Genomic DNA, 22,358 nt, shown 5'->3' on the forward strand with positions numbered 1-22,358 from the left:
GATGCGATGAGCGCGCCTGCAGCAGACCCGATTGCGGAGATCGCCGCGAGCCCACCCGGGCCGCAAGTCGGTGCGTTCTTCGATCTCGACGGCACACTGGTCGACGGATTCACCGCGACGGCACACGCCAGCGATCGAATCAGGCGCAGGCAAGCGCGCATCGGCGAGGTGCTTGGCGTCATCGAGGCCTCGGCGCGCTACCGGCTCGGCAGAATGCGTTTCGAGCATCTGCTGACCAGGGCGGCGGGCTATCTACAGGGTGAATCGCTCGCCGAACTCGACGAGCTGGGCGAGCGACTGTTCGTCGAACGTGTTTCCTCGCGGGTGTTCCCCGCGATGCACGAGATCGTGCAAGCCCATCAGGCGCGCGGCCATACCGTGGTGCTCAGTTCGTCGGCGATGACGATCCATGCGGAGCCGGTGGCGCGCTTCCTCGAGATCGACCACGTGCTGTGCAATCACTTCGAGCTCGACGAGTCCGGCCGTCTGACCGGCCGGATCGCGAAGCCCGTCGTGTGGGGCCGCAACAAGGCGTCCGCGGTGCAGCAGTTCAGCGAAGCCAATGGCGTTGATTTGCAACGTAGTTACTTCTACGCCGACGGCGACGAGGACGCAGCGCTGATGAAGCTGGTCGGCTGCCCCCGTCCGGTGAACCCGCGACCCGGCCTCGCCGCGCTGGCCGCCGCCAACGGATGGCCGGTGCTCAGGGTGATCGGATCGGGCGGCCGCAGGCGACGGTCACTGCGCAGGCTGGTCGGCTACGACTAGGTCGCTGAGCGCGCCGAGCGTCGGATATGTGACCGATTTCGGCCGAATTTCGTCATATTCCCTACGCTCGGGACGCGAATGGCCGAAGTCGCAGCACCGGGGGTCCTTCCTGGATCACGGCCTGGCGTCTAAGCTAAACTAGAACACGTTTCAGTTTGGCTATGGCCCCACCGGAGGAGCACGCATGCACACCCCCATCTGCGACGAGCTCAACATCGAGTTCCCGATCTTCGCGTTCACTCACTGCCGTGACGTCGTTGTGGCCGTGAGCAAGGCGGGCGGCTTCGGCGTGCTCGGTGCGGTCGGCTTCACGCCGGAGCAGCTCGAGATCGAGCTCAACTGGATCGACGAGAACATCGGTGACCATCCGTACGGCGTCGACATCGTGATCCCGAACAAGTACGAGGGCATGGACGCGACCGACCTGTCGCCGGAGGTGCTGAAGAAACAGCTCAACGCCCTGGTGCCCGAGGAGCACATCGAGTTCGCCAAGAAGATCCTCGCCGACCACGGCGTGCCCGTCGATCACAGCGACGACGACGCCCTGCAGCTGTTGGGCTGGACCGAGGCCACCGCGACCCCGCAGGTCGAGGTGGCGCTGCAGCACCCCAAGTGCACGTTGATCGCCAACGCCCTCGGTACGCCGCCTGCCGACATGATCAAACACATCCATGACACCGGCCGTAAGGTCGCGGCGCTGTGCGGCTCCCCGTCGCAGGCCCGCAAGCATGCCGACGCAGGCGTGGACATCATCATCGCCCAGGGCGGTGAGGCGGGCGGACACTGCGGCGACATCGGTTCGATCGTGTTGTGGCCGCAGGTCGTCAAGGAGGTCGCGCCGGTTCCGGTGCTGGCCGCAGGCGGTATCGGCAGCGGCCAGCAGATCGCTGCGGCGCTCGCGCTCGGCGCGCAGGGAGCGTGGACGGGCTCGCAGTGGGTGATGGTCGAGGAATCTGAGCACACCGACGTGCAGCACGCGGCGTATGCGAAGGCCACCAGCAAGGACACCGTCCGCAGCCGCTCGTTCACCGGCAAGCCGGCGCGCATGCTGCGCAACGACTGGACCGACGCGTGGGAGAACCCGGACAACCCGAAGCCACTCGGCATGCCGCTGCAGTACATGGTGTCGGGCATGGCGGTCGCCGCCACGCACAAGTACCCCAATGAGAGCGTGGACGTCGCGTTCAACCCGATCGGTCAGGTCGTGGGTCAGTTCACCAAGGTGGAGAAGTCTTCGGCGGTGATCGAGCGCTGGGTGCAGGAATACCTCGAGGCGACCAACACTCTTAACGAGCTCAACGAAGCCGCCAGCGTCTGATACCTGCCGCCTGCGCCGGCTTTCTGCTCGCCGTGCTGTGGATGGACCTGATCTTCGACAGTCAGGTTCTTCCCCATCGCGGCGGCGGCGAGTTGCCGGAGCCGGTGCTCGACTCGATCTCGCGCTATTACCACCGCGCGACGACGACCTCGCGTCCGATGAGTTACCTGATCGCGCTGGTGATGGCGATCCTGTTGGGCAGCATTGCTTTTCGGGCTATTGGTGCCTCTGACCCGTGGTGGCTGCTGGCGGCTTCGGGCCTGCTGACCGGTGTTCCGATCGTGCTTGCGATGACGCGAACGGTGCCCAACGCCGTCGCGCTGGGTAACCGCGCGGGCACACCGGCCGAGCAGTCGCGATTGGCCAGGGCGATCTGCCGCGACCACATCGTCTGCCTGGTCCTGATGTCGGCGTTTCTCGCGTTGTGGATGACCGCGGCGTAACGAGTCGCCGAACACTCCCTGTTGCGGCGGGGGCTAGGCGTGCGCCTTGGAATTATGTAAGGTGACATACATAGCCGGCTCGGACGAAGGGATCCAGCCTCATGCCAAGCCCCCGCGAGCGGATGGTGATCTCTGCCGCTCTGCTGATCCGCGAACGCGGTGCGCAGCCAACCGCGATCGCCGATGTACTGCAGCACAGCGGCGCGCCGCGTGGCTCGGCGTACCACTACTTCCCTGGTGGCCGCACGCAATTGCTCTGTGAGGCAATCGATTACGCAGGTGAGTATGTCGCAGCCAAAATCGAAAGGGCCGACAACGGGTTGGCCGCCCTCGACGGGCTTGTCGCGTATTACCGCAAGGAATTGCTGAGCTCCGACTACCGCGCCGGGTGCCCCGTCGTCGCCGTCACCGTAGAGGCGGGCGATCCCGCCAAGCAGGACCAATCGAAGCCGGTGATCGATCGCGCTGCGGCGGCGTTCACCCGCTGGACCGACCTCATAGCGCAGCGGTTGGTGGCCGACGGCGTGTCCACGAAACGCGCCCGCGACCTGGCGATGCTGTGCACCACGGCGATCGAGGGCGCGCTGATCGTGGCCCGCGCATCGCGTGAGCTGGAACCACTCGAGAGTGTCCATGGCCAACTGCGCGATCTGCTGCAGGCCGAAGTGTCGGAAAGGAAGTCCAGCGATGGTCGGTGAATGGCAGTCAACGGCATGCATCCTGTGCGAGTGCAACTGCGGCATCGTCGTGCAACTCGACGGCCGCAACCTCGCCAAGATCCGTGGCGACAAGGACCATCCTGCCTCGCAGGGCTACACCTGCAACAAGGCGTTGCGGCTCAACCACTACCAGAACAACGGCAACCGCCTTACCTCCCCCATGCGTCGACGTTCCGACGGCAGCTATGAGGAAATCGATTGGGACACTGCGATTTCCGAGATCGCCGCGGGGTTCAAGCGCATCGCAGATGCCTACGGCGGGGACAAGATCTTCTACTACGGTGGTGGCGGGCAAGGCAATCACCTCGGTGGCGCCTACAGCGGAGCGTTCCTCAAGGTGCTGGGCTCGCACTACCGCTCAAACGCGCTGGCGCAGGAGAAGACCGGCGAGGCGTGGGTCGATGCGCACCTCTACGGCGGCCATACCCGCGGCGAATTCGAGCACGCCGAGGTGTCGGTGTTCATCGGGAAGAACCCGTGGATGTCGCAGAGTTTCCCCCGTGCCCGCACCGTCCTCAACGAGATCGCCAAGGATCCGGCTCGCTCGATGATCGTCATCGATCCCGTGATCACCGACACTGCGAAGATGGCCGATATTCATCTGCGCGTACGGCCGGGAACCGATGCCTGGTGCCTCGCTGCACTGGCCGCCGTGCTGGTGCAGGAAAATCTTTGCGATGAGGCGTTTCTGGCCGAGCACGTCAACGGCGTCGAACCGGTGCGCGCCGCGCTGCGCGATGTGCCCATCGACGAATACGCACTGCGGTGCGGCGTCGATGAGGAACTCATCCGGACCGCGGCACGACGTATCGGCGCAGCCGAGAGTGTGGCCGTGTTCGAGGACCTCGGTATCCAGCAGGCGCCGAACAGCACACTGTGCTCCTACCTGAACAAGCTGCTGTGGATCCTGACCGGCAACTTCGCCAAACGCGGTGGGCAGCACCTGCATTCGTCGTTCGGGCCGCTGTTCCGTCACACGCGCGGAGTCGGCCGCACCCCGGTGACCGGGGCGCCGATCGTCGGTGGACTGATCCCGAGCAACGCAGTTCCCCAGGAGATGCTGACAGATCACCCCGACCGCTTCCGCGCGATGATCGTGGAGAGCAGCAATCCCGCTCACTCCCTTGCTGATTCGGCGGCCTGCCGCGAGGCTTTCGCGTCGCTCGAGCTGATGGTGGTCATCGATGTCGCGATGACGGAGACGGCCCGGCTGGCAACCTATGTGTTGCCCGCGGCGAGCCAGTACGAGAAGGCCGAGGCGACGTTCTTCAATCTGGAGTTCCCGCACAACACCTTCCACCTTCGGCACCCGCTGCTCGAGCCGCTCGAGGGCACGTTGACCGAACCCGAGATCTGGGCGCGGCTGACGCGCGCACTCGGCGTGATCGACGACGCCGAGCTGCAGCCGCTGCGTGATGCTGCACGCCAAGGCCTGGATGCGTATGCGCAAGCATTTCTGACTGCGGTCGGCGCCAATCCGATGCTGAACAAGGTGCTGCCGTTCGTGCTGTACGAGACCCTCGGCCCGACATTGCCCGACGGTCTCGCGGGCGCTGCGGCGCTGTGGGGTCTGGCGCAGAAGGCGGCCATGACTTATCCCGACGCTGTGCGCCGGGCGGGCCACGCCGACGGCAATGCGCTGTTCGAGGCGATCCTTGCCGGGCGGTCCGGCGTCACGTTCACCGCGCATGAGTACGAGGACGACTGGCAGCTGGTGACACACGACGACCACAAGATCGCCCTGGAGATGCCGGAAATGCTCGACGAGATGCGCGCACTGGCCGACGCGCCGACCGAGTTGACGACGCCCGAGTTCCCGATCGTGTTGTCGGCCGGTGAGCGAAGGGCCTACACCGCCAACGACATCTTCCGCGATCCGTCCTGGCGCAAGCGCGACGCCGACGGCGCGCTGCGTGTCAGCGTCGAGGACGCCGAGGCGCTGGGCCTCACCGATGGCGGGCGTGCGCGGATCACCACCGCCGCAGGCAGCGCGGAGGCCAGCGTCGAGATCAGCGAGACGATGCTGCCGGGTCACGCATCACTGCCGAACGGCTTCGGCCTGGATTACATCGACGGCGATGGCCGTGCGACAGTGCCTGGCGTGGCGCCCAATGCGCTCACGTCAAGCGACTGGCGTGACGCCTATGCGGGCACTCCGTGGCACAAGCATGTGCCGGCGCGCATCGAGCCGGTGGCGGTCCTCAGCACGGCGTAATCACGGAATCGGTTGCCCGATGCCGAGCATGTTGCCCTCGCTGTCGCGAAACCACGCGGCCTTTTCGCCCGAGCCCTTGCTCGGGTAGTTGCCATCCACGGTGGCGATGTCATCGACAGTTTTCAGGCCCGGCACGTCGACGTGTTCGAAAACGACTCCGCGGCTGCGTAATTCGGCGACCGTTGCCGCCAGATCGTCGACCTCCCAGCCCATCTGTGTAAAGGTTCCCGACGAGGCGCCCGCCGACTTGAACAGCGCGAACACTCCGCCTTGGCATTTGTAGAGCAGGCCGCCCGGTCGTTCCTCGCTCGGCTCGAGCCCTAGCTTCTCGGAGTAGAACGCCCGCGCCCGCTCGAGATCCTGGGCGGGCAGTCGGGTGGCGACACGACCGTCCTTGAGCATGGTGAGTCCTTCCTCTAGTCCCGACGCTCGAAACTGCGCACGGATCGCGAAATCGGGCCGATCGTAACTAGGCCAACAGCCGCCGGGTCGCCCGCTCCAGCACCTCCTGCCGGCTGCGCCCGTCGTGATCGGCCGCGATGAAGTGGCTGCCGATAGCCAGCGAGAAGGCAAGCATCCCCTGTGCCTCGATTTCGTCGGGATCGTCGCTGAATGTGCCGATCAGCGCGCGCAGATAATCCATGCGCCGGTTGTCGACGCGCCGCAACCGCCGGGCTACCGACTTGTCGCGGCGGGCCCAGTCGCGCACCGCCAGGTCGATCGGCAGCAGTTCGCGCGAGAAGGTCAGCATGCCTGCCCTGCGGACCTTGGCTCTGGCGTCGCCGCCCTCCTCCTCGACACGCGCCAGCACGTCGTCGGTGCAGCGCTGTTCCCATGCGTCGAGCAGCGCGTCGAGGAACACTTGGCGGCCGGCGAAGTGGTGGTAGAAGCCGCCGCGGGTGACGCCGAGGGCCTTTGCGAGCAGGTCTACCCGCACCGCATCGGGGCCGCCCGCCGCCAGCGCCTGCAGTCCGGCGTCGATCCACGTGCTGTGGGGTGTGCGGATCTGGGCGACCATCACCTCTCCCATTTCGATCGGGGGCTTGACTGCTGTTCGTCGTCAAGCATACAGTACTGTATGTTTGGTTCTACGCACCTGGCCACCGCTGAGCACACCAGACGGCCGTGGCGAATTCATGAGATCGCCAAGGACTTTCGCGTCCTTGACGTATGGGCCTTGCCCACGCCGGGCGGCCCGGACGACTTTCCGCGGTTGGTCCGGCTGATGACTGACTTCGATCCGGCCGAGACATCCGTCGTGGTGCGAGCGCTGTTCGCGATCCGCTGGACACTGGGCCGCATGTTCGGCCTCGACGACCAGGAAACGGGTCTGGGCGTGCGGGTCGGAAGCCTCCGCGATCGGCTGCCATCCGATTTAGCCGATCCCCCAAGTGATTTGGACGCCCACCTGTTCACACCGCTGTACCTCACACACAACGAGCTTGCGCTCGAGATGGCAAACCAGACCGTGCACGGGCTCATGCACATCGGCTGGGTGGCCGACGAAACAGGTGGCTACCGCGGCCAGATGGCAGTCCTGGTCAAACCGAACGGGGCTCTCGGGGCTGCTTATCTGACGGCGATCGCCCCGTTTCGTCACCTAGTCGTCTATCCGCTGATGTTGCGCGACATCGGGCGCGCCTGGTCGGTTGCAGGAGCACACCGATGACCGCTGAAGTCCGGCAAATCGATGTGCCATCCTCGGTACGGGCGTTGAGCACGCTGCCCCGCATCGACTATTGCGACGCGTTTCTATTCGATGTCGGTTCGCGTCGCGACGAGGACGCCGAGGATTTGATCCGCGAAGTTCTCGAGGGTTCTTCGCTGGCCGTCCGAACTCAGCTGCTGTCCGGGTGGTCGACGATCGGGCTGAAGGTGAGCAGCGGGTCGCAGGGTGCGGTGCTCGGGTGGGATGTTCGCCGCTCAGTGCCCGATCATGTTCTTCTGGGCGCCGACTCGCGCATTGGAATGCCCGGCGAGTTGCTGCTCAGGAAACAAGACGACGCACTGCTTTTCGCGACGTTCGTGGCGCAGCGCAATCTGATCGCGCGAGCGGTATGGGCGGTCACCGAACCGGTGCACGTTCGCGTCGTGCGCGACATCCTGGCTCAGGCCGGCCGGCGACTCAGGACGTAGGCGCGGGCTCGGGCGCCGGGGCCAGCCACGGGAACAGCGGTGGCGGCGGCGCAGGCGCCGGTTCAGGTTCCGGTGCAGGCGGCGGCGCGGCGCCGGGTGCCAGCGGTGGGGCCGGATTCGCGGGCATGCCCGCGGGCGGTGCCGTATTCGACGCCATCGGTCGCTGTGCGAGAAGCAGCAGCGCATCGCGCCCGGTGATTTCCTGGGTTTGGTACGCGTGCCAGAGGTCGCGAAGATACGAACCGCCCTGCTGCGGATCGGGGACGTCAGTCGTGCCGGGCGGCAGGTTGTCCGGGCTCGACAGGTGCTGTATGCCGTCGGGCGGGGTCGGCAGCGTGCCGGCGGCGGATTGCACGGTGGCATCAGGCGCCGGCCCAGGCGCCGGTCCTGGCGCGGGGGCCGCCGGTTCGGCCGGCGCCGGAGGGGGTCCGGGAATGAGCGGGACGGGGTCGGCCAGCGCAGTCGGCGCGCCGAAGGTCATCGCTGCGATGACTCCTAGTGCGCCCGACGCCACAGCGAGCGTGGTTGTTGCTCCGCTCTTCGTCCTCACCCGTGCCCCCTTCCGGATAGCGCGTTGCTACTAGGTGCTTCCGTCTGGCTGACAAAATTGTTACATCTGGGGTTGCTGTGACGAAGCGGTTAATTAGATTTTCCCGTTTCGGGAACACGTTTCACTTGGAGATTCGCCTAACCCGCCGCACCGCTCCCTATCTGTGGTGTAGCAATGCGTTAGAGCACTAGACAATCTCACCACCAGGAGTGAATCTATGCCGTCTCCGGACCTCCCACCCGGTTTCGATTTCACCGATCCAGACGTCTACGCCGAACGCCTGCCCATCGAGGAATTGGCGCACATGCGCAAGGTGGCGCCGATCTGGTGGCACGAACGAGGCGAGGAGTATCGCGCCTTCGGCGACACCGGGTATTGGGTGGTGACCAAACACAAGGACGTCAAGGAGGTGTCGCTGCGCAGCGACGTGTTCTCCAGTAACAAGCAGACCGCACTACCGCGATACCGCGAGGATGCCGACCCCGAGTCGTTGGAGCGGGGAAAAGTCGTGCTGCTCAATCAGGACGCGCCGCACCACACGCACCTGCGCAAGATCATCTCGCGCGCATTCACCCCGCGTGCCGTCGAGTCGCTGCGCGACGAGCTTCGCGAGCGGGCACACAACATCGTCAAGGAAGCCGCAGCCGAGGGCTCCGGTGATTTCGTCGAGCAGGTGTCGGCTGAGCTTCCGCTGCAGGCGATCGCAGGCCTGATGGGCGTCCCGCAGGAGGACCGCAAGAAGCTCTTCGACTGGTCGAATCAGATGGTCGGGGACCAGGATCCGGAGTTCGGCGGCAACGACCCGATGGCGGCGTCGATCGAACTGATCATGTACGGCATGCAGATGGCCGCGCAGCGAAGCGCGAATCCGGGCGACGACCTCGTCACCAAACTCGTCCAGGCCGATGTCGAGGGACACAAGCTCACCGACGACGAGTTCGGCTTCTTCGTCATTCTGCTTGCGGTCGCAGGCAACGAGACGACGCGCAACTCGATCACCCAGGGCATGATGGCGTTCACCGAATTCCCGGACCAGTGGGAGCTTTTCAAGAAGGAGCGCCCTGCGACCGCGGCCGACGAGATCGTCCGCTGGGCCACCCCGGTGACGTCGTTCCAGCGCACCGCGCTGGAGGACACCGAGCTCTCGGGCGTGCAGATCAAGAAGGGCCAACGTGTGGTGATCTTCTACCGTTCGGCCAATTTCGACGAGGACGTCTTCGACGATCCGTACACGTTCAACATCCTGCGAGATCCCAACCCGCACGTGGGATTCGGCGGAACCGGCGCACACTACTGCGTCGGCGCGAACCTGGCGCGGATGACAATCGACTTGATCTTCAACGCGATCGCCGACGAGATGCCGAACCTCACGCCGATCTCACCGCCCGAACGGCTCCGATCTGGCTGGCTCAACGGAATCAAGCACTGGCAGGTGGACTACACCGGGAAACACGCGATGGCGCACTAGCCGGATAGTCGATGATCGACCGCCAGTAGTCCTCTGGTATTTCGGCGCCGGTTCGCAGCACGATCGCCAGACCGGTGGCCATCGCGATGCCGAGCAGTCCGAGCCACAACCCGGCCAGGCCGATCATCACCCAGCACGCCGCGGTGAGCGTCGGCCACGGCGACAGCACGGCCAGTGCCGGGGCGAAGAAGAAGCCTGCGCCGATGTACCACGCCGATCCCGCGCGGTCCGAGATCAGCACGAAGCGCAACCACCGGGGAATCTCCTGATCGGACATGTCTTGACTGTCCTGCCCTGAGGTAAGCGGCGCAATTACCTGAGACGTAGTGACTGTGGCGCTTCGCCCGCGATGTTGGCACGGTGGTATCAGGGAGAACACCATGACTGTTCTGAAAACGGCGGTAGCACTCTTGGCAGCGGTGCTCGGCCTGATGGTCGGCGCTCCGGTGCTGGCGTCGGCCGCCCCCAACACCCCGGCCGACGCGTCCTATCTGCACTTGCTCGACCAGAACGGCGTGGCCTCCCCCAATCCCGACGCGATGGTCGCTTGGGCTCATGAGCTCGTGGACCAACTGAGCGCCGCCCCGCAGGACGACGCCAGTGTGGCTTCGATAGTCAGTACCGGTGAGCAGCGTGTCTCTCAGCACGACATGGGCGTGATAATCGCCGCAGCAGTTCTTGCCTACCGGCCGTCCCTGGTCCCGGTGGTGGGGCACTGGGCGGACAGCGCCGCCGGCTTTCCCTGCGGATCAGCGGCTCGCGCGGTGCTGGGCTGAGGTAGGCGCCGCAATTACCTCTCAGGTAGTGGCTGCGCTCCCCCGCGGTACGCAACACTTGGCGCGTGACCACCGTCGCGCAAGTCTCCAGCCCGCCGTTCGGTTCGCTGATGCGTCAGTGGCGGCAGCGCCGCAGGCTCTCGCAACTCGACCTCGCGATCGAGGCCGACGTATCGGCTCGCCACGTCAGTTTCATCGAGACGGGCAGGTCGGCGCCCAGCCGCGACATGGTGCTGCGGCTGGCCGGCGTGCTCGACGTGCCGCTACGCGAGCAGAACCAACTGCTGATGGCCGCCGGGCTGGCACCGGTCTACCGCGAACGCCCGCTGGACGACCCCGACATGGGCGCCGTGCGCGCGGGCGTCGAGCGAGTCCTCAACGCGTACAACCCATTTCCTTGCGTGGTCGTCGACCGCGGCTGGCAGATCGTGCAAGCCAACGCAGGCGCCGCTGTGTTGCTCGATGGCGTCGCCCCGCATCTGCTCGAGCGACCGAACGCGTTGCGAATCGCGGTGCACCCCGAAGGGATGGCGCCGCGCATTCGCAATCTCGGCCAGTGGCGCCACCACCTCATCGAGCGGCTGCGTCGCGAGGTTTCGGTCAGCGGGTCGAGCGAGCTGTCTGGGCTGCTCGACGAGATCGAGTCCTACCCGGGCGGTTTCGAGGAGACCCGCGAACTCGGCGGCGTCGCGGTGCCTCTTGAGCTCTACGGCGCCGACGGGCAGGTGCTCACGTTCCTGAGTACCGTCACGACCTTCGGCACCGCGTTGGACCTGACCGCAGCGGAGCTGAGCATCGAGGCGTTTCTTCCCGCGGACGAAACGACCGCCGCAGCACTGCGCGGGTAATAGAGTCTGGCCACATGCAGACCCGACACATTGCGGTGACCGCGGCGGTGCTCGCTCTCGGACTGGCCGGCTGCGGCGGGCAGCCGCCCGCGCTTGGCGGAACGACGGCGAAGGTGACGATCGACGGTAAGGACACCGGCAACCCGCACGCGGTGACCTGCTCTCAGACGGGGTGGGCGTGGACCATCGAAACCCCCGACAAAGCGAAGGGTTTCACCGCGGTCATCGACACCGGCGACAAGGTCAGCGTCAAGTCGGTCGACTTCCGTGACTTCAGCGGCTTCTCCGGTACCTCATGGGGCGACATCGGGAAGGCCGAGGTGAGCGGCACCGGCGGCAAGTACACCATCACCGGGTCCGCCGACGGCAACTTCGCCGACAACCCGAGCAAGGACGTCACCGCGACGTTCCGGATCGACGCTCAGTGCTGAGCACCTCGAGTGCCGCGGTGCACCAGTTGATGTTCGTCTGCTCATACATCCGCCCGCCCATCAGCGTCAGATAGGGCCCGATCCGGTCGGAGTCGCGCGTGAACGCGTGTTCGTCGCGGCCGTCGAGCATGTCGGCGAGCAGACGGTCGTAGGTGGCCAACTTCGCGCGGGCACGCTCTAGCCGGGCCATCAGTTCCTTGGTGACAGCGGGCGCGTCGCCGACGTCGACGGCTTGCAGTTTGACCAGCAGCTCGTCGCGCATCGCCACCGGCTTGGCCGGGGCGGCGGTGTACCGGTGCAGCTCAGCCCGTCCGGCGTCGGTCAGCGTGAACACCCTCTTGTCAGGCCGCCGCTGCTGGCGCACCAGGCGGGCGTGGACCAGGCCCTCGGCTTCGACGCGGTCGAGTTCGCGATAGAGCTGCTGCGGGGTGGCCGACCAGAAGTTAGCGACTGATACGTCGAAGCGCTTGGCGAGCTGGTACCCCGAGGCCTCGCCCTCCAGCAACGCGGCGAGCAGTGCGTGACGCAACGCCATCTAGACGGCCTCCCGGACAACGCTTAGTATCGTTTGCACCTATTCAACTTGTTGACTAATGAGGTGGTCAAGTGGTGCACCCCTTCCGTCGCGCAATCGAAGCCCGTGATCTGGATGCCGCAGTCGCCTTGATGCGCGAAGACGTGGTGTTTCGCAGTCCGGCCGTCTTCAAGCCGTATCAGGGCCGCGACGCAGTGGGCCGGCTGTTGGAGGCGGTCATGGCGGTGTTCGAGGACTTCCGCTATACGCGCGAAATCGGCGCCGCGGATGCGCGTGATCACGCGCTGGTGTTCGAGACCCGCGTCGGTGACAGGCACGTCGAGGGATGCGACTTCATCCAACTCGACGAGGACGGCGCGATCAGCGAACTCATGGTCATGGTGCGCCCGATGTCCGGCATGCTCGCGCTGGCCGAGGCGATGAAGGCACAGCTCGCCAGGGCCTAACAGCAACTGGTAAGACCACTTGACCCCTGGCCATCTGCCTGGCATGGTGGCCGTATGGCGTTGCAACCTGTCAACCGGCGATCCGTGCCCGAGGACGTCTTCGACCAGATCGTCGCCGAGGTGCTCAGCGGTGAGATGCAGCCGGGCGAGACCTTGCCCAGCGAGCGCAGGCTCGCCGAGGTGCTCGGGGTGTCCCGGCCCGCGGTGCGCGAGGCGCTCAAGCGGCTGACTGCAGCCGGCCTGGTGGAGGTGCGTCAGGGCGACGCCACGCACGTGCGCGACTTTCGCCGCCACGCCGGTCTCGACCTGCTCCCTCGCCTGCTGATCCGCGGCGGCGAGCTCGACCTGTCCGTTGTGCGCAGCATCCTGGAGACGCGACTTCACAACGGGCCCAAGGTCGCCGAGCTCGCGGCAGCGCGGCGAGACCCGCAACTGGCTGCGCTGTTCGACGACGTGCTGCAGAAGCTGGCCGACGAGAAGGACCCCGTCGAGCAACAGCGGCTCGCGCTGGTGTTCTGGGACCACGTGGTCGACGGCGCGGACTCGATCGCGTTTCGGTTGATGTACAACACGCTTCGCGCCACCTATGAGCCCGCCCTCGCCGCGCTGGCCACCGTGATGGCCGACGAGGTCGGTCGACCTGCGGCCTATCGCGAACTCGCCGACGCCATCACGGCGGGTGATCCTGCGCGGGCACGCAAAGCCGCGCAGGACCTACTCGAGCCCGCGACCGTCGGGCTGCTTACCGTTATCGACAACCTGGAGGAGCAACGTTGACCACCACGTCCGAGCGGTCCACGCGCAGAGGTTTCACGCTCGCCGACGCAGGCCGCGAATTCTGGAAACACCCGTCCCCGTGGATGATTGGCGCCGTATTGGTCGCGGCCCTGACCGCGCGGGTCGCGGTCGGAGATTGGCAGATCACCGACGCGTTGGTGCCGCTGGTGATGATCGCGGTGTTTCCGTTCTTCGAGTGGATCATTCACGTGTTCGTCTTGCATTGGCGCCCAAAGCGTCTCGGTCCGCTGACCATCGATCCGCTGCTCTCCCGTGAACACCGGGCGCATCACGTCGACCCGCGTAGCGTTCCGTTGATCTTCATCCCTTGGAAGTCGTTGGTGTCGTGGGTGCTTCCGCTTACGGTTGCCGTTGCGCTGCTGGCTTTTCCACGACTCGGGATGGGGCTGACCTATCTGGTCATCATCGCCGCGATGGGTATGGTCTACGAGTGGACCCACTATCTCATCCACAGCGACTACAAGCCGAAAACCACTGTGTACCGCGCTATCTGGCGCAACCACCGCAATCACCACTACAAGAACGAGCACTACTGGTTCACTGTCACCAGTTCGGGCACCGCCGATCGCGTGCTCGGCACCTACCCCGATATCGCGACCGTCGCGACCTCACCGACCGCGAAGAACCTGCACGCTATTGCTGAACGATGATCGGGTCACCGATGTTGACGGTGTTGTAGTACCAGTCGGCGTTTTCGGGGCTGAGATTGATGCAGCCGTGGCTGACGTTCGAATTGCCCTGTGAGGCCACCGACCACGGCGCGGAGTGCACGTAGACCCCGCCCCAGGTGACCCGCACGGCGTCGCTGACGGTCAGCCTGTAGCCCTCCGGATCGGACAGCGGAATGCCGATGGTGCGCGAGTCCATCACCACGCTGGCCTGCTTCTCCAGCGCAGAAAACGATCCGATCGGGGTTGGGTGTCTTGGCTTGCCCATCGAGGCGGGCATGGTGCGAACGACTTGGCCGTCCATGCTGACGGTGAAGGTGTGCGCATCGATGTCGGCGACGCCCACGGTGGCCGCCCCGGATTCAAACGACGTCTTGGCGCCGCCTGCTGTCACGATGATATTCGAATGAGCGGGCCAGAATCCCTTCGGATTCCATTGCACGACACGGTCATTCAGCCATGTGAACGAGCCTGCGGGGGTGGCGGGCGAGGTGAACGAGATGGTGCGCTCGGCGGCCACGCGGTCGGCGATGGACTGCGCGAACGTCACCGTCACCGGCATCGCCACCCCTACCTTCTGGCCGGGTTTCGGCGAAATGCTGACCACTTCGGTAGGCGTGGGGACGCTGGCCGCACTCGTGGCGACGGACCCGGCGGTCGCGATCGCTGTAATGCCCACCACGGCAAGCAGATTTCGAACGGCTCTACGCAATTTTGACATTCCTCCGTGATGGGCGGTCAGCAAGCTTTCATCCTAGATGGCTTGTGCTGCGACATCGGGTAACCGCAAGTCAGCGCGCATCCGCATGTCGCGCCGGCGCATCGTAGCTACAGCGCGCGTCGGTATGCCGATCAGCCGGGCGGCAGCACCGGAGGGGCGTCCCCAGGCGGTGGCGCGGGTAACGGCTCTGCCGGCGCGGCCGGGAGTGGGGCGTCGGCAGCCGGGGCTCCCTCGTCGTCCCGATGCAGCCGGTCCCTGATCCGGCTGATGATGCCGGGGCGTTCGGTCGTCACGGGTGCCACCGGCGGGGGCAGCTGCTCGGGCGCCAGCGGAGCGCTCTCAGGAGGCGGGGCCGCTGCAGGGTCGGCAGGAACAGCTTCGACGGGCGGCTCGCCTGCGGCCGCGCCGGTGACGTCGGGAAGGCCGACCGGAGTCTCGCTGGAGGCCGGTGTCGGCGGTGCCTCCGCAGGGACGACCTCCGATGGGGGCTCGACGACTGGTGGAGTGACCGGGAGCGGCGCCTGCATCTGAGTGACGACGGCGGGTGGCTCGGGAGAGACCTTGGCCGCGGGTTGCGGTTCGGAGGAGGCCGTCTCCTTCTTGGGCACCAGCTGCAGGCTGACCGCGACCGACGCCGAAACGGTGAACGTCAGCACCCCCGCGACCAGTAGAGCCAGCGGGCCGGTCTGTCCCCGCGGCCGACGCCGGCGCTCCTCGGGTTTTTGCTGCTCGAAGTGATGGGCCTCGAACTGATGGGCCTCGTCGACGAAGCTGGACTCGACATTCTGCGCAGATGCCATCGCCGCGCCACGCGCGAGGGCCAGCTGGGCTTCTGCCGGCGCGAAGACCGGCACCGAAAGTGCCCGTTCCAGGATCGGCATCAGCTCGTCATCGCCGCCGGACCCAACCATCACGAGGGCCTCTGGCTGCCAGTCGGCGCGGGTGAACAGGGTGCTCAGCCACCGGACCAGGTCTTCTTCGGTGACGATCCTGCGGTTGACCGAGGTCTGCACCGAGCCGTCGCGCAGATGCACGATCAACGCGATCACCGTCTCAGGCTCGAGCACGCACACCGCGGTGGTGCCATAGCCGATGACCTCGGCGATCCCGCGCGCCAACGCCTCTGTCGCCTCGGGGAGGCGCACCGCGACGACATTGTCGAAACCGGAATCGCTCAGCGACTTCAGCAGCAGCGAGGCCTCGGCGTTGGCGTCGTCACTCCACGTCACACCGATGGAATGCAGCCGGTGACCATGCGTCGCGGCGATCGCCTCACTGCGTAATACTGCTGCGGCCGCTTGTTCTGAGGTCTGCAGGGCACTGCACCGACCGCGAACCCCGACCTCGAATGCATCGCGGTCCACGGTGGCGCCGTCGGCGTCCTGCCCCTCGACGAGAACGAGGCCGACGGCAGACGGCGTTACCGATAAGCCGAGTACGGCGTCCACTCACATCCCTTCGGACGTCCACCTATCGGGGTGACACTACCTGCACCCGTTGGTCGGGGCTCGTCGGGCGTGGCGCCCGGACCGACTATCCGGATGCCGAAATGTGCTGTGCCGCATGAAACTCCTGCCCATCACCTAGTACCCCCTTTGCCCACGAATAGGTGGACGTTATCGGCCACGAAGCGATCGGCGGCGTGGCATCCTCCCCCACATGACAGCAGTTGAACAGACGGAAGGCGGCTCCGCCGAACGCACACTGTTCGGCCACCCGGTTGGCTTGGTCAACCTCTTCGGAGTCGAGTTATGGGAGCGCTTCTCGTTCTACGGGATGCTCACCATCCTCGGCTATTACCTCTATTACTCGGTGACCGAGGGCGGCCTGGCGCTGCCCAAGGCCACGGCGACCGGCATCGTCGGCGCCTATGGCGGGCTCGTCTACCTGTCGACGGTGCTCGGCGGCTGGATCGCCGACCGGCTCCTCGGCATGGAGCGCACGGTGTTCTACGGCGGTGTAGTCGTCGTGTGCGGCCATATCGCCCTCGCGATCCTGCCGGGATTGACCGGCGTCGCGGTCGGCCTGGTCCTTGTCGCGCTCGGCTCCGGCGCGTTGAAGGCGAATGCCTCGTCGTTGCTCGGCACACTCTACGAGAAGGGTGACGCGCGCTGCGACGGCGGCTTCACCCTGTTCTATCTCGGGATCAACCTTGGTGCGTTCATCGGGCCGTTGATCACCGGTCTGCTGCAGACCCGCGCTGGATTTCACTATGGCTTCGGCGCAGCCGCGGTTGGCATGGCACTCGGCCTCGCTCAGTACGTGCTATTTCGGCGCAATCTGGGTACGCACGGCCGCACCGTACCGAATCCGTTGCCCCGCAGCGCTATTGGTTGGGTCGCCGGGATCGCAGTCGTGGGTGTGGCTGTCGTCGCGGCGGCCTTCGCCACCGGGTTGGTGAAGCTGGCCAACCTTTCTCAGGTGACGACGGGCGTGATCATCGCCGCATCGATCACGTATTTCGCGGTGATGCTGACGAGTTCGAAGGTGGCAGCAGTCGAGCGGACCCGGGTGCGCGCGTTCATTCCGCTGTTCATCGCAAACGCCGTGTTCTGGTCGCTGTTTCAGCAGATTTTCACGGTGTTGGCGGTGTACTCCGACGAGCGGATGAACTGGTCGATCTTCGGGTGGACCGCTCCGTCGAACTGGATCGGTTCGATCGAGCCGGTCTGGATCATCGTCCTCTCACCGCTTTTCGCGATGATGTGGACGCGACTGGGCAACCGCGCGCCGACCACACCGCGAAAATTCGCTTACGGCGTGATCGGAATGGGCTTGGCGTTCCTGCTGTTTCTGCCGATGTCTTCTTCGACCGGCAAGACGGTGCCGGCCCTGCTGGTCGTCGGAATCATGGCGGTGTTCGCGATCTCGGAACTGCTGCTGTCGCCGATCGGACTGTCGGTCACGACAAAGCTTGCGCCAGAGGCGTTTCGGGCTCAGATGATGGCGCTGTACTTCTTCTCGGTCGGCCTTGGCACCTCCATGTCGGGAGTGCTGGCCCGCTACTATGATCCGGCCCGCGAATTCGGCTACTTCGGGATCATCGGGGGCGTCGCAATTCTCGCAGGCGTCGTGGTGTTCGCGCTCGGGCCGTGGATCAGCAGGCTGATGGAGGGCGTCCACTAACCCGGCGTGGCCAAGTCGTTATCCGGCCGAAACCGAATTCGCCCACAACCCGGTTCAGCATGGGAACCGGATCGCGAGTTCGCGCGTCTGACAGGACAACGAGGTCGGGTCGACGTAGGAGGCGCACTGATGTCGGTAGCTGCACCGAGTGATGTAATCGACGTCGGGCACTTCCCGGGCCCCGACGTCCTGTCGCAAGGCGTGGTGGCCGTGCACAATTTCGGGTTCGGGCATTCGACTGCCACGTGCTCTTGCGGCTGGACGGGCCGCCGCCGCTGTCTGAAGGCCGCGGCCGAGCAGGACGCGTGGGTGCACTCGATGCACCAGAAATGTGAGATCGCCGTCCCCTTGGTGATCCCGGTCTCCGCCTGACTCAGCCCGCCAGAATCTCTCGCAGCATCGGCGGTTCGATGTTGCCGCCGGACAGGACCATCACCGTGCGACCGGGCGGCGTCGTGCCCTGCCGGTAGGCTGCCAGCGCGACCGCGCCGCTCGGTTCGGCCACCAGGTGCGCTCGATGCGCGAGTTCACGCACGGCGGCGCGAATCTCGTTCTCCGACACCGTGATCAGGCCATCCAGCACATGCTGCAGGTGCGCGAACGTCAACTCGGACGGCTGCGACCGCAGGCCATCGGCGATCGTGCGGTTCCTGTCCTCGATCGACCAGTCCACCCGACGGCCAAGCCGAAGGCTGTCTGCCGTATCGGCCGCCAATTCCGGTTCGACGCCGAAGACGCGCGCGTCGGGGCAGAGCGCCTTGATCGCGGTGCCGATGCCCGACGCGAGGCCGCCGCCGCTGACGGGCACCAGCACGTTGTCGACCGCGGGTAAATCCTCGGCGATCTCGAGGCCGATGGTGCCCTGCCCGGCGATGATGTCGGGGTGGTCGAAGGGCGGGACAAGTACGCCGCCCGTGCGCTCGACCACCTCGGCGGCAACCTTTTCGCGTTGGCCCGCACCGCACAACACCACCTCGGCGCCGTGGCTTCGGGTCGCCTCGACCTTGATGCCTGGTGTCTCGCGAGGCATGACGATATGGGCGGGCACGGCGTACACCGCCGCGGCGTACGCAACAGCCTGCGCGTGGTTGCCGCTCGAATAGGCGACGACGCCGCGGGTGCGCACGGATTCGTCGAGATGTCCGATCGCATTGAAGGCGCCCCGAACCTTGAAGGCCCCGATCGACTGCAGGTTCTCCGGCTTGATCCACAGCGGCCGCTCGTCGTCGGCCCAACCTGCCGGAACCAGCGGCGTGCGCAGGACATAGGGCCGGATCAGCTCCGCGGCCGCGCGGATGTCATCGATGCTTACCAGCTGCACGCGACCAGTCTGCCCGACCGGACGCTCGTCACTTCCGTTGTGCGGTGAAGCTACTGCTCGACGGCGCCGACTGCACCCCGAATCCCCTGCCCGCCAGCAGCCGCCGGAAGAACTCGGCGCTGACCTTGGCGGGCAGCCGTGCACCGTACTCGCGCGAGAACACCCGGTCCTGCGGCAGCACGATCGCAGGCGGACCGTCGGGCGGCGGGGTGAATTCGATGGTCGTGCCGTCGGCCGTGACTGTCGAGTACTGGTACTCCATCAGCGGTTCCCAGCTGTCCCCACTGCGCACCGTCACCGACCCGTCGGGGTGGACCTGAAACTCCGTGCCGCGCTTGAAGAACGGGACGAGGTTGAAGAACAGCAGCAGCAATCCCGGAATCAGCAGCACGAACAATGCGTAGGCGCGTGTCTTTTCGAGCTCGGCGTCATAGGTGGGCGCGATCAGTTCAGCGATCCAGCCCTCGATGAAGATCGCGATGTCCTTGAACACCTCGCCGACGCTGGCCCGCCCGGTGGAGACGTCGTAGATCGCCGCCATCGAGCCCGCTGCCCCACCAACGGTGAGGATCGCGCCGAACAGCACAAGACCCCAACTGGTTCGCGAGACGAACGCGCCGAGCAGGTGCGTCGGCTCCAGCAGCTCGTACTTCGGTCCGCCCAGCGGCTTCGCCATGCACCAGATGGTGATCCCGATAGCGGCGATCAACCCCAGCCATTCGCGCGCCGAGAAGGACACGCTCCCGGAATTGGAGACCGCGAGTCCGAGGAACGTCAGCCACGCGATCCATCGCAAGGCCCTCTGCCACCACGTGATCCGCCGCTCGACGGTGTCTTCCGGTTTTTGCCGTGCCTGGCGCCCGTCGCTGGCCGGGGCCGGCGCCTGCCATTGCTCGCCTGCCACGCGAAGATCGTAGCGTCGCTCACCGCCCCGGATGGCGGCTACAGCAAACTCGCTAGGGTGATGGGGTGAGCGCGTATTCGTTGCCTGTGGTGCCGCGCTACGCGGAAGTCGACCAACAAGGCGTGGTGTTCAACGGCCATTACCTCACCTGGTTCGACGAGGCGTGCACCGGATTCCTCGACCACCTCGGCGTCACGTATCCGGGCTTGATCGCGACCGGCCACGACGTGCAGGTCGTTCACAGCGACATCGATTACCTGACACCGGTTCGGTGGCGCGATTCGGTGCGGGTCGCGGTGCAATGCGACCGGATCGGGTCGACGAGCTTCACGCTCGCATTCACGGTGCAACGACGTAACGGCGACTCCGCTGAGCAAGCCGCGGTGCGTGGCCACAACGTTTACGTCGTTGTCTCCACGGATGATTGGGCCAAGCGACCGGTCCCCGAGGTGCTGCGCAACGCCCTCGCCGCCGACACCTGACATGGCCGGCGATCGGGTCGGAGCGTGCGCAGCAAGGGCTGCCTACTCGTTCCCGGAGTCGTGAGGATGGAGTTGGTCGGCAACGGTTTTCGTGCCGGGGCGCGGCTGGATCGTGAGTCGATCGCCGCCGCCGTGTTCGTCGGCCGACGCTGCGACACGTGGGCCCGCCGGACGGTACGGTCGTCGGATGGGCCACGACCATGATCACCAGCGCGACCTCCCGCCCGGCATGGCCGAGCAACTCGAACTGGCCTATGCCGGCATGGTGTCGTTCGGGCACCGCCCGTTTCTGACAGAAGTCGAGCAGCTGGAGTCGTGGCGCCCCGACGCCGCGATCGTCGGCGCGCCGTTCGACATCTCGACCACCAACCGGCCCGGTGCCCGGTTCGGGCCAAGGGCGATCCGGTCGACGGCCTACGAACCCGGCACCTATCATCTGGATCTCGGTTTGGAGATCTTCGACTGGCTGGAAGTTGTCGACTTCGGTGACGCCTACTGCCCGCACGGCCAGACCGAGGTGTCGCACAACAACATTCGCGAACGCGTGCACGCTGTGGCGTCGCGTGGCATCGTTCCCGTCATCCTCGGCGGGGACCATTCGATCACCTGGCCCGCCGCGACGGCGGTGGCCGACGTGCATGGTTACGGCAACGTCGGCATCGTGCACTTCGACGCGCACGCCGACACCGCCGACGAGATCGAAGGCAACCTGGCCAGCCACGGCACGCCGATGCGCAGACTCATCGAGTCGGGCGCGGTGCCCGGCACCCATTTCGTTCAGGTCGGCCTGCGGGGCTACTGGCCTCCGCAAGACACCTTTGAGTGGATGCTCGAACAGGGCATGACATGGCACACCATGCAGGAGATCTGGGACCGCGGGTTCAAGGCGGTGATGCGTGATGCGGTCAGCGAGGCGCTGGCCAAGGCAGACAAGCTTTACGTCTCGGTCGACATCGACGTACTGGACCCTGCGCACGCGCCCGGCACCGGCACGCCCGAACCTGGCGGCATCACCAGCGCGGACCTGCTGCGGATGGTGCGCCAACTCTGCTACGAACACGACGTCGCAGGCGTCGACGTGGTCGAGGTCGCACCGGCCTACGACCACGCCGAGTTGACCGTGAACGCCGCGCACCGCGTGGTGTTCGAAGCGCTTGCGGGGATGGCCGCCCGGCGCCGCGACGCCGCACAGGCGAAGCCCGGTCCGCCCGCCCGCTAGGACGCAACCCACCGTATCCCCGTGCGCTCCAAGGGAATTGGCTGCTGAGCGAGCCGCGTTGACGGCGTTGACCGTTGCAACGGGAATCACCCTCTTCGCAGCTTGCCCAATCGCCGAACTTCACCCGAACCTGGTCGCATACTGCTGTAGGGGCTCGCGCAAGGGAGCCACCATAGGGGGTAACGAAACATGAAATATCTCGTTCAATGGACGCTGGAACCCGATGGGACTCGGGCCGCAGCAAAACGGTTCCTGGAGACCGGTGGCAAACCGCCGGAGGGCGTCACGCAGCTGGGCCGGTGGTTCGGCTTGAACGGCTCGGGCTGTTCGGTGGTCGAGGCGACCGACCCGAAGGGCGTCTTCTCGTTGGTTTCCGAGTGGCAGGAGTACATGCAGATCTCAGCCACGCCGGTGCTCGAGGACGACGAAGCCGGCGAAATTCTCGCCAAGCTTTACGGCTAGCGCA

28 protein-coding genes are annotated in these 22,358 nt (G+C 65.9%); 19 read left to right on the top strand and 9 right to left on the bottom strand.

All coding sequences use genetic code 11. From position 1 onward, the window contains the following. Positions 1-6: 6 nt before the first annotated feature. The 5 genes from J3E61_RS30900 to J3E61_RS30920 all read left to right on the top strand — a co-directional run bounded on the left by J3E61_RS30900 (position 7) and on the right by J3E61_RS30920 (position 5,463). A complete protein-coding gene (locus tag J3E61_RS30900) occupies positions 7-768 on the top strand; it encodes an HAD-IB family hydrolase (protein WP_192722787.1) in 762 nt (253 codons plus the stop codon). Positions 769-952: 184 nt separating this feature from the next. Continuing rightward, complete coding sequence (locus tag J3E61_RS30905) at positions 953-2,086, top strand: nitronate monooxygenase (protein WP_192722786.1); 1,134 nt, start codon at positions 953-955, stop codon at positions 2,084-2,086. 41 nt (positions 2,087-2,127) lie between these two features. Beyond that, positions 2,128-2,529, top strand: coding sequence for a hypothetical protein (locus J3E61_RS30910; RefSeq protein ID WP_210086475.1), 402 nt, complete (start codon positions 2,128-2,130; stop codon positions 2,527-2,529). A 101-nt stretch (positions 2,530-2,630) separates the two neighbouring features. Beyond that, on the top strand, positions 2,631-3,227 hold the full coding sequence (locus J3E61_RS30915) for a TetR family transcriptional regulator (protein WP_192722784.1): 597 nt from the start codon (positions 2,631-2,633) through the stop codon (positions 3,225-3,227). Then, positions 3,217-5,463, top strand: a complete 2,247-nt coding sequence (locus J3E61_RS30920; protein WP_210086476.1) for a molybdopterin-dependent oxidoreductase — start codon at positions 3,217-3,219, stop codon at positions 5,461-5,463. The genes J3E61_RS30915 and J3E61_RS30920 overlap by 11 nt, the downstream gene beginning before the upstream one ends. On the opposite strand, the gene J3E61_RS30925 is transcribed toward J3E61_RS30920, so the two are convergent. Continuing rightward, positions 5,464-5,865, bottom strand: coding sequence for a VOC family protein (locus J3E61_RS30925; protein WP_210086477.1), 402 nt, complete (start codon positions 5,863-5,865; stop codon positions 5,464-5,466). Between the two features lie 67 nt (positions 5,866-5,932). Beyond that, the gene (locus J3E61_RS30930) at positions 5,933-6,481 is read right to left on the bottom strand and encodes a helix-turn-helix transcriptional regulator (RefSeq protein ID WP_210086478.1); all 549 of its coding nucleotides are present in this window, start codon (positions 6,479-6,481) and stop codon (positions 5,933-5,935) included. 60 nt (positions 6,482-6,541) lie between these two features. Here J3E61_RS30930 and J3E61_RS30935 point away from each other — a divergent pair, with 60 nt between their 5' ends. Together J3E61_RS30935 and J3E61_RS30940 are read left to right on the top strand one after the other, a co-directional pair. Next, a complete protein-coding gene (locus J3E61_RS30935; RefSeq protein WP_210086479.1) occupies positions 6,542-7,132 on the top strand; it encodes a DUF2867 domain-containing protein in 591 nt (196 codons plus the stop codon). Continuing rightward, entirely contained in the window at positions 7,129-7,599 is a 471-nt protein-coding gene (locus J3E61_RS30940; protein WP_210086480.1) for a hypothetical protein, read from the top strand. Before J3E61_RS30935 ends, J3E61_RS30940 begins: the two co-directional genes overlap by 4 nt. On the opposite strand, the gene J3E61_RS30945 is transcribed toward J3E61_RS30940, so the two are convergent. Continuing rightward, positions 7,589-8,149 (bottom strand): hypothetical protein, encoded by a 561-nt coding sequence (locus tag J3E61_RS30945; RefSeq protein WP_192722778.1) that lies wholly within the window; start codon positions 8,147-8,149, stop codon positions 7,589-7,591. The two genes, J3E61_RS30940 and J3E61_RS30945, sit on opposite strands and share 11 nt — an antisense overlap. 217 nt (positions 8,150-8,366) lie before the next feature. Between J3E61_RS30945 and J3E61_RS30950 the strand changes: the two genes are divergently transcribed. After that, entirely contained in the window at positions 8,367-9,617 is a 1,251-nt protein-coding gene (locus J3E61_RS30950; RefSeq protein WP_210086481.1) for a cytochrome P450, read from the top strand. Here the strand turns inward: J3E61_RS30950 and J3E61_RS30955 are convergent. Next, positions 9,568-9,894 (bottom strand): hypothetical protein, encoded by a 327-nt coding sequence (locus J3E61_RS30955; RefSeq protein ID WP_210086482.1) that lies wholly within the window; start codon positions 9,892-9,894, stop codon positions 9,568-9,570. The genes J3E61_RS30950 and J3E61_RS30955 overlap by 50 nt on opposite strands. Positions 9,895-9,997: 103 nt before the next feature. On the opposite strand from J3E61_RS30955, the gene J3E61_RS30960 reads away from it, so the two are divergent. From J3E61_RS30960 to J3E61_RS30970, 3 genes are all read left to right on the top strand, one after another. Further along, the gene (locus J3E61_RS30960) at positions 9,998-10,393 is read left to right on the top strand and encodes a DUF732 domain-containing protein (protein ID WP_210086483.1); all 396 of its coding nucleotides are present in this window, start codon (positions 9,998-10,000) and stop codon (positions 10,391-10,393) included. Between the two features lie 110 nt (positions 10,394-10,503). After that, positions 10,504-11,241: a helix-turn-helix domain-containing protein gene (locus tag J3E61_RS30965; RefSeq protein WP_192723850.1), complete on the top strand. Its 738-nt coding sequence runs from the start codon at positions 10,504-10,506 to the stop codon at positions 11,239-11,241. A 14-nt stretch (positions 11,242-11,255) separates the two neighbouring features. Next, positions 11,256-11,672: a lipoprotein LpqH gene (locus J3E61_RS30970; protein ID WP_192722774.1), complete on the top strand. Its 417-nt coding sequence runs from the start codon at positions 11,256-11,258 to the stop codon at positions 11,670-11,672. On the opposite strand, the gene J3E61_RS30975 is transcribed toward J3E61_RS30970, so the two are convergent. Beyond that, complete coding sequence (locus J3E61_RS30975) at positions 11,638-12,207, bottom strand: PadR family transcriptional regulator (protein ID WP_210086484.1); 570 nt, start codon at positions 12,205-12,207, stop codon at positions 11,638-11,640. The genes J3E61_RS30970 and J3E61_RS30975 overlap by 35 nt on opposite strands. Before the next feature lie 71 nt (positions 12,208-12,278). Between J3E61_RS30975 and J3E61_RS30980 the strand changes: the two genes are divergently transcribed. The 3 genes from J3E61_RS30980 to J3E61_RS30990 are packed head-to-tail and all read left to right on the top strand — an operon-like array spanning position 12,279 to position 14,101. Beyond that, entirely contained in the window at positions 12,279-12,653 is a 375-nt protein-coding gene (locus tag J3E61_RS30980) for a nuclear transport factor 2 family protein (RefSeq protein ID WP_210086485.1), read from the top strand. 54 nt (positions 12,654-12,707) lie between these two features. Further along, the gene (locus tag J3E61_RS30985; RefSeq protein WP_192722771.1) at positions 12,708-13,430 is read left to right on the top strand and encodes a GntR family transcriptional regulator; all 723 of its coding nucleotides are present in this window, start codon (positions 12,708-12,710) and stop codon (positions 13,428-13,430) included. Next, a complete protein-coding gene (locus tag J3E61_RS30990; protein ID WP_210086486.1) occupies positions 13,427-14,101 on the top strand; it encodes a sterol desaturase family protein in 675 nt (224 codons plus the stop codon). Before J3E61_RS30985 ends, J3E61_RS30990 begins: the two co-directional genes overlap by 4 nt. On the opposite strand, the gene J3E61_RS30995 is transcribed toward J3E61_RS30990, so the two are convergent. After that, the gene (locus tag J3E61_RS30995) at positions 14,085-14,831 is read right to left on the bottom strand and encodes a L,D-transpeptidase family protein (protein WP_192722769.1); all 747 of its coding nucleotides are present in this window, start codon (positions 14,829-14,831) and stop codon (positions 14,085-14,087) included. The two genes, J3E61_RS30990 and J3E61_RS30995, sit on opposite strands and share 17 nt — an antisense overlap. 140 nt (positions 14,832-14,971) lie before the next feature. After that, positions 14,972-16,288 carry a hypothetical protein gene (locus J3E61_RS31000; RefSeq protein WP_192722768.1) on the bottom strand — a complete coding sequence of 439 codons (1,317 nt, stop codon included), beginning with the start codon at positions 16,286-16,288 and terminating at the stop codon, positions 14,972-14,974. Positions 16,289-16,499: 211 nt separating this feature from the next. On the opposite strand from J3E61_RS31000, the gene J3E61_RS31005 reads away from it, so the two are divergent. Both J3E61_RS31005 and J3E61_RS31010 read left to right on the top strand, forming a co-directional pair. After that, positions 16,500-17,966, top strand: a complete 1,467-nt coding sequence (locus J3E61_RS31005) for an MFS transporter (protein WP_192722767.1) — start codon at positions 16,500-16,502, stop codon at positions 17,964-17,966. 129 nt (positions 17,967-18,095) lie between these two features. Then, positions 18,096-18,338: a hypothetical protein gene (locus J3E61_RS31010; RefSeq protein WP_210086487.1), complete on the top strand. Its 243-nt coding sequence runs from the start codon at positions 18,096-18,098 to the stop codon at positions 18,336-18,338. A 1-nt stretch (position 18,339) separates the two neighbouring features. Here the strand turns inward: J3E61_RS31010 and J3E61_RS31015 are convergent, their stop codons facing one another. Both J3E61_RS31015 and J3E61_RS31020 read right to left on the bottom strand, forming a co-directional pair. Beyond that, the gene (locus J3E61_RS31015) at positions 18,340-19,287 is read right to left on the bottom strand and encodes a threonine/serine dehydratase (protein ID WP_210086488.1); all 948 of its coding nucleotides are present in this window, start codon (positions 19,285-19,287) and stop codon (positions 18,340-18,342) included. Positions 19,288-19,315: 28 nt separating this feature from the next. Then, the gene (locus J3E61_RS31020) at positions 19,316-20,191 is read right to left on the bottom strand and encodes a hypothetical protein (RefSeq protein WP_210086489.1); all 876 of its coding nucleotides are present in this window, start codon (positions 20,189-20,191) and stop codon (positions 19,316-19,318) included. 65 nt (positions 20,192-20,256) lie between these two features. On the opposite strand from J3E61_RS31020, the gene J3E61_RS31025 reads away from it, so the two are divergent. The 3 genes from J3E61_RS31025 to J3E61_RS31035 all read left to right on the top strand — a co-directional run bounded on the left by J3E61_RS31025 (position 20,257) and on the right by J3E61_RS31035 (position 22,354). Continuing rightward, complete coding sequence (locus J3E61_RS31025) at positions 20,257-20,673, top strand: acyl-CoA thioesterase (RefSeq protein WP_210086490.1); 417 nt, start codon at positions 20,257-20,259, stop codon at positions 20,671-20,673. 187 nt (positions 20,674-20,860) lie between these two features. Beyond that, positions 20,861-21,892, top strand: a complete 1,032-nt coding sequence (speB, locus tag J3E61_RS31030; protein WP_192722762.1) for an agmatinase — start codon at positions 20,861-20,863, stop codon at positions 21,890-21,892. A gap of 189 nt (positions 21,893-22,081) precedes the next feature. Then, on the top strand, positions 22,082-22,354 hold the full coding sequence (locus J3E61_RS31035) for a DUF3303 family protein (RefSeq protein WP_192722761.1): 273 nt from the start codon (positions 22,082-22,084) through the stop codon (positions 22,352-22,354). Positions 22,355-22,358: the final 4 nt, after the last annotated feature.

The sequence above is a fragment of the Mycobacterium sp. OAE908 genome, from assembly GCF_017872775.1.
Taxonomy (GTDB): domain Bacteria; phylum Actinomycetota; class Actinomycetes; order Mycobacteriales; family Mycobacteriaceae; genus Mycobacterium.

Coding starts and splice junctions, on each gene's coding strand:
- J3E61_RS30900 (WP_192722787.1), top strand. CDS start 7: ATGAGCGCGCCTGCAGCAGACCCGATTGCGGAGATCGCCGCGAGCCCA.
- J3E61_RS30905 (WP_192722786.1), top strand. CDS start 953: ATGCACACCCCCATCTGCGACGAGCTCAACATCGAGTTCCCGATCTTC.
- J3E61_RS30910 (WP_210086475.1), top strand. CDS start 2,128: ATGGACCTGATCTTCGACAGTCAGGTTCTTCCCCATCGCGGCGGCGGC.
- J3E61_RS30915 (WP_192722784.1), top strand. CDS start 2,631: ATGCCAAGCCCCCGCGAGCGGATGGTGATCTCTGCCGCTCTGCTGATC.
- J3E61_RS30920 (WP_210086476.1), top strand. CDS start 3,217: ATGGTCGGTGAATGGCAGTCAACGGCATGCATCCTGTGCGAGTGCAAC.
- J3E61_RS30925 (WP_210086477.1), bottom strand. CDS start 5,865: ATGCTCAAGGACGGTCGTGTCGCCACCCGACTGCCCGCCCAGGATCTC.
- J3E61_RS30930 (WP_210086478.1), bottom strand. CDS start 6,481: ATGGTCGCCCAGATCCGCACACCCCACAGCACGTGGATCGACGCCGGA.
- J3E61_RS30935 (WP_210086479.1), top strand. CDS start 6,542: ATGTTTGGTTCTACGCACCTGGCCACCGCTGAGCACACCAGACGGCCG.
- J3E61_RS30940 (WP_210086480.1), top strand. CDS start 7,129: ATGACCGCTGAAGTCCGGCAAATCGATGTGCCATCCTCGGTACGGGCG.
- J3E61_RS30950 (WP_210086481.1), top strand. CDS start 8,367: ATGCCGTCTCCGGACCTCCCACCCGGTTTCGATTTCACCGATCCAGAC.
- J3E61_RS30955 (WP_210086482.1), bottom strand. CDS start 9,894: ATGTCCGATCAGGAGATTCCCCGGTGGTTGCGCTTCGTGCTGATCTCG.
- J3E61_RS30960 (WP_210086483.1), top strand. CDS start 9,998: ATGACTGTTCTGAAAACGGCGGTAGCACTCTTGGCAGCGGTGCTCGGC.
- J3E61_RS30965 (WP_192723850.1), top strand. CDS start 10,504: ATGCGTCAGTGGCGGCAGCGCCGCAGGCTCTCGCAACTCGACCTCGCG.
- J3E61_RS30970 (WP_192722774.1), top strand. CDS start 11,256: ATGCAGACCCGACACATTGCGGTGACCGCGGCGGTGCTCGCTCTCGGA.
- J3E61_RS30975 (WP_210086484.1), bottom strand. CDS start 12,207: ATGGCGTTGCGTCACGCACTGCTCGCCGCGTTGCTGGAGGGCGAGGCC.
- J3E61_RS30985 (WP_192722771.1), top strand. CDS start 12,708: ATGGCGTTGCAACCTGTCAACCGGCGATCCGTGCCCGAGGACGTCTTC.
- J3E61_RS31005 (WP_192722767.1), top strand. CDS start 16,500: ATGACAGCAGTTGAACAGACGGAAGGCGGCTCCGCCGAACGCACACTG.
- J3E61_RS31010 (WP_210086487.1), top strand. CDS start 18,096: ATGTCGGTAGCTGCACCGAGTGATGTAATCGACGTCGGGCACTTCCCG.
- speB (WP_192722762.1), top strand. CDS start 20,861: ATGGGCCACGACCATGATCACCAGCGCGACCTCCCGCCCGGCATGGCC.
- J3E61_RS31035 (WP_192722761.1), top strand. CDS start 22,082: ATGAAATATCTCGTTCAATGGACGCTGGAACCCGATGGGACTCGGGCC.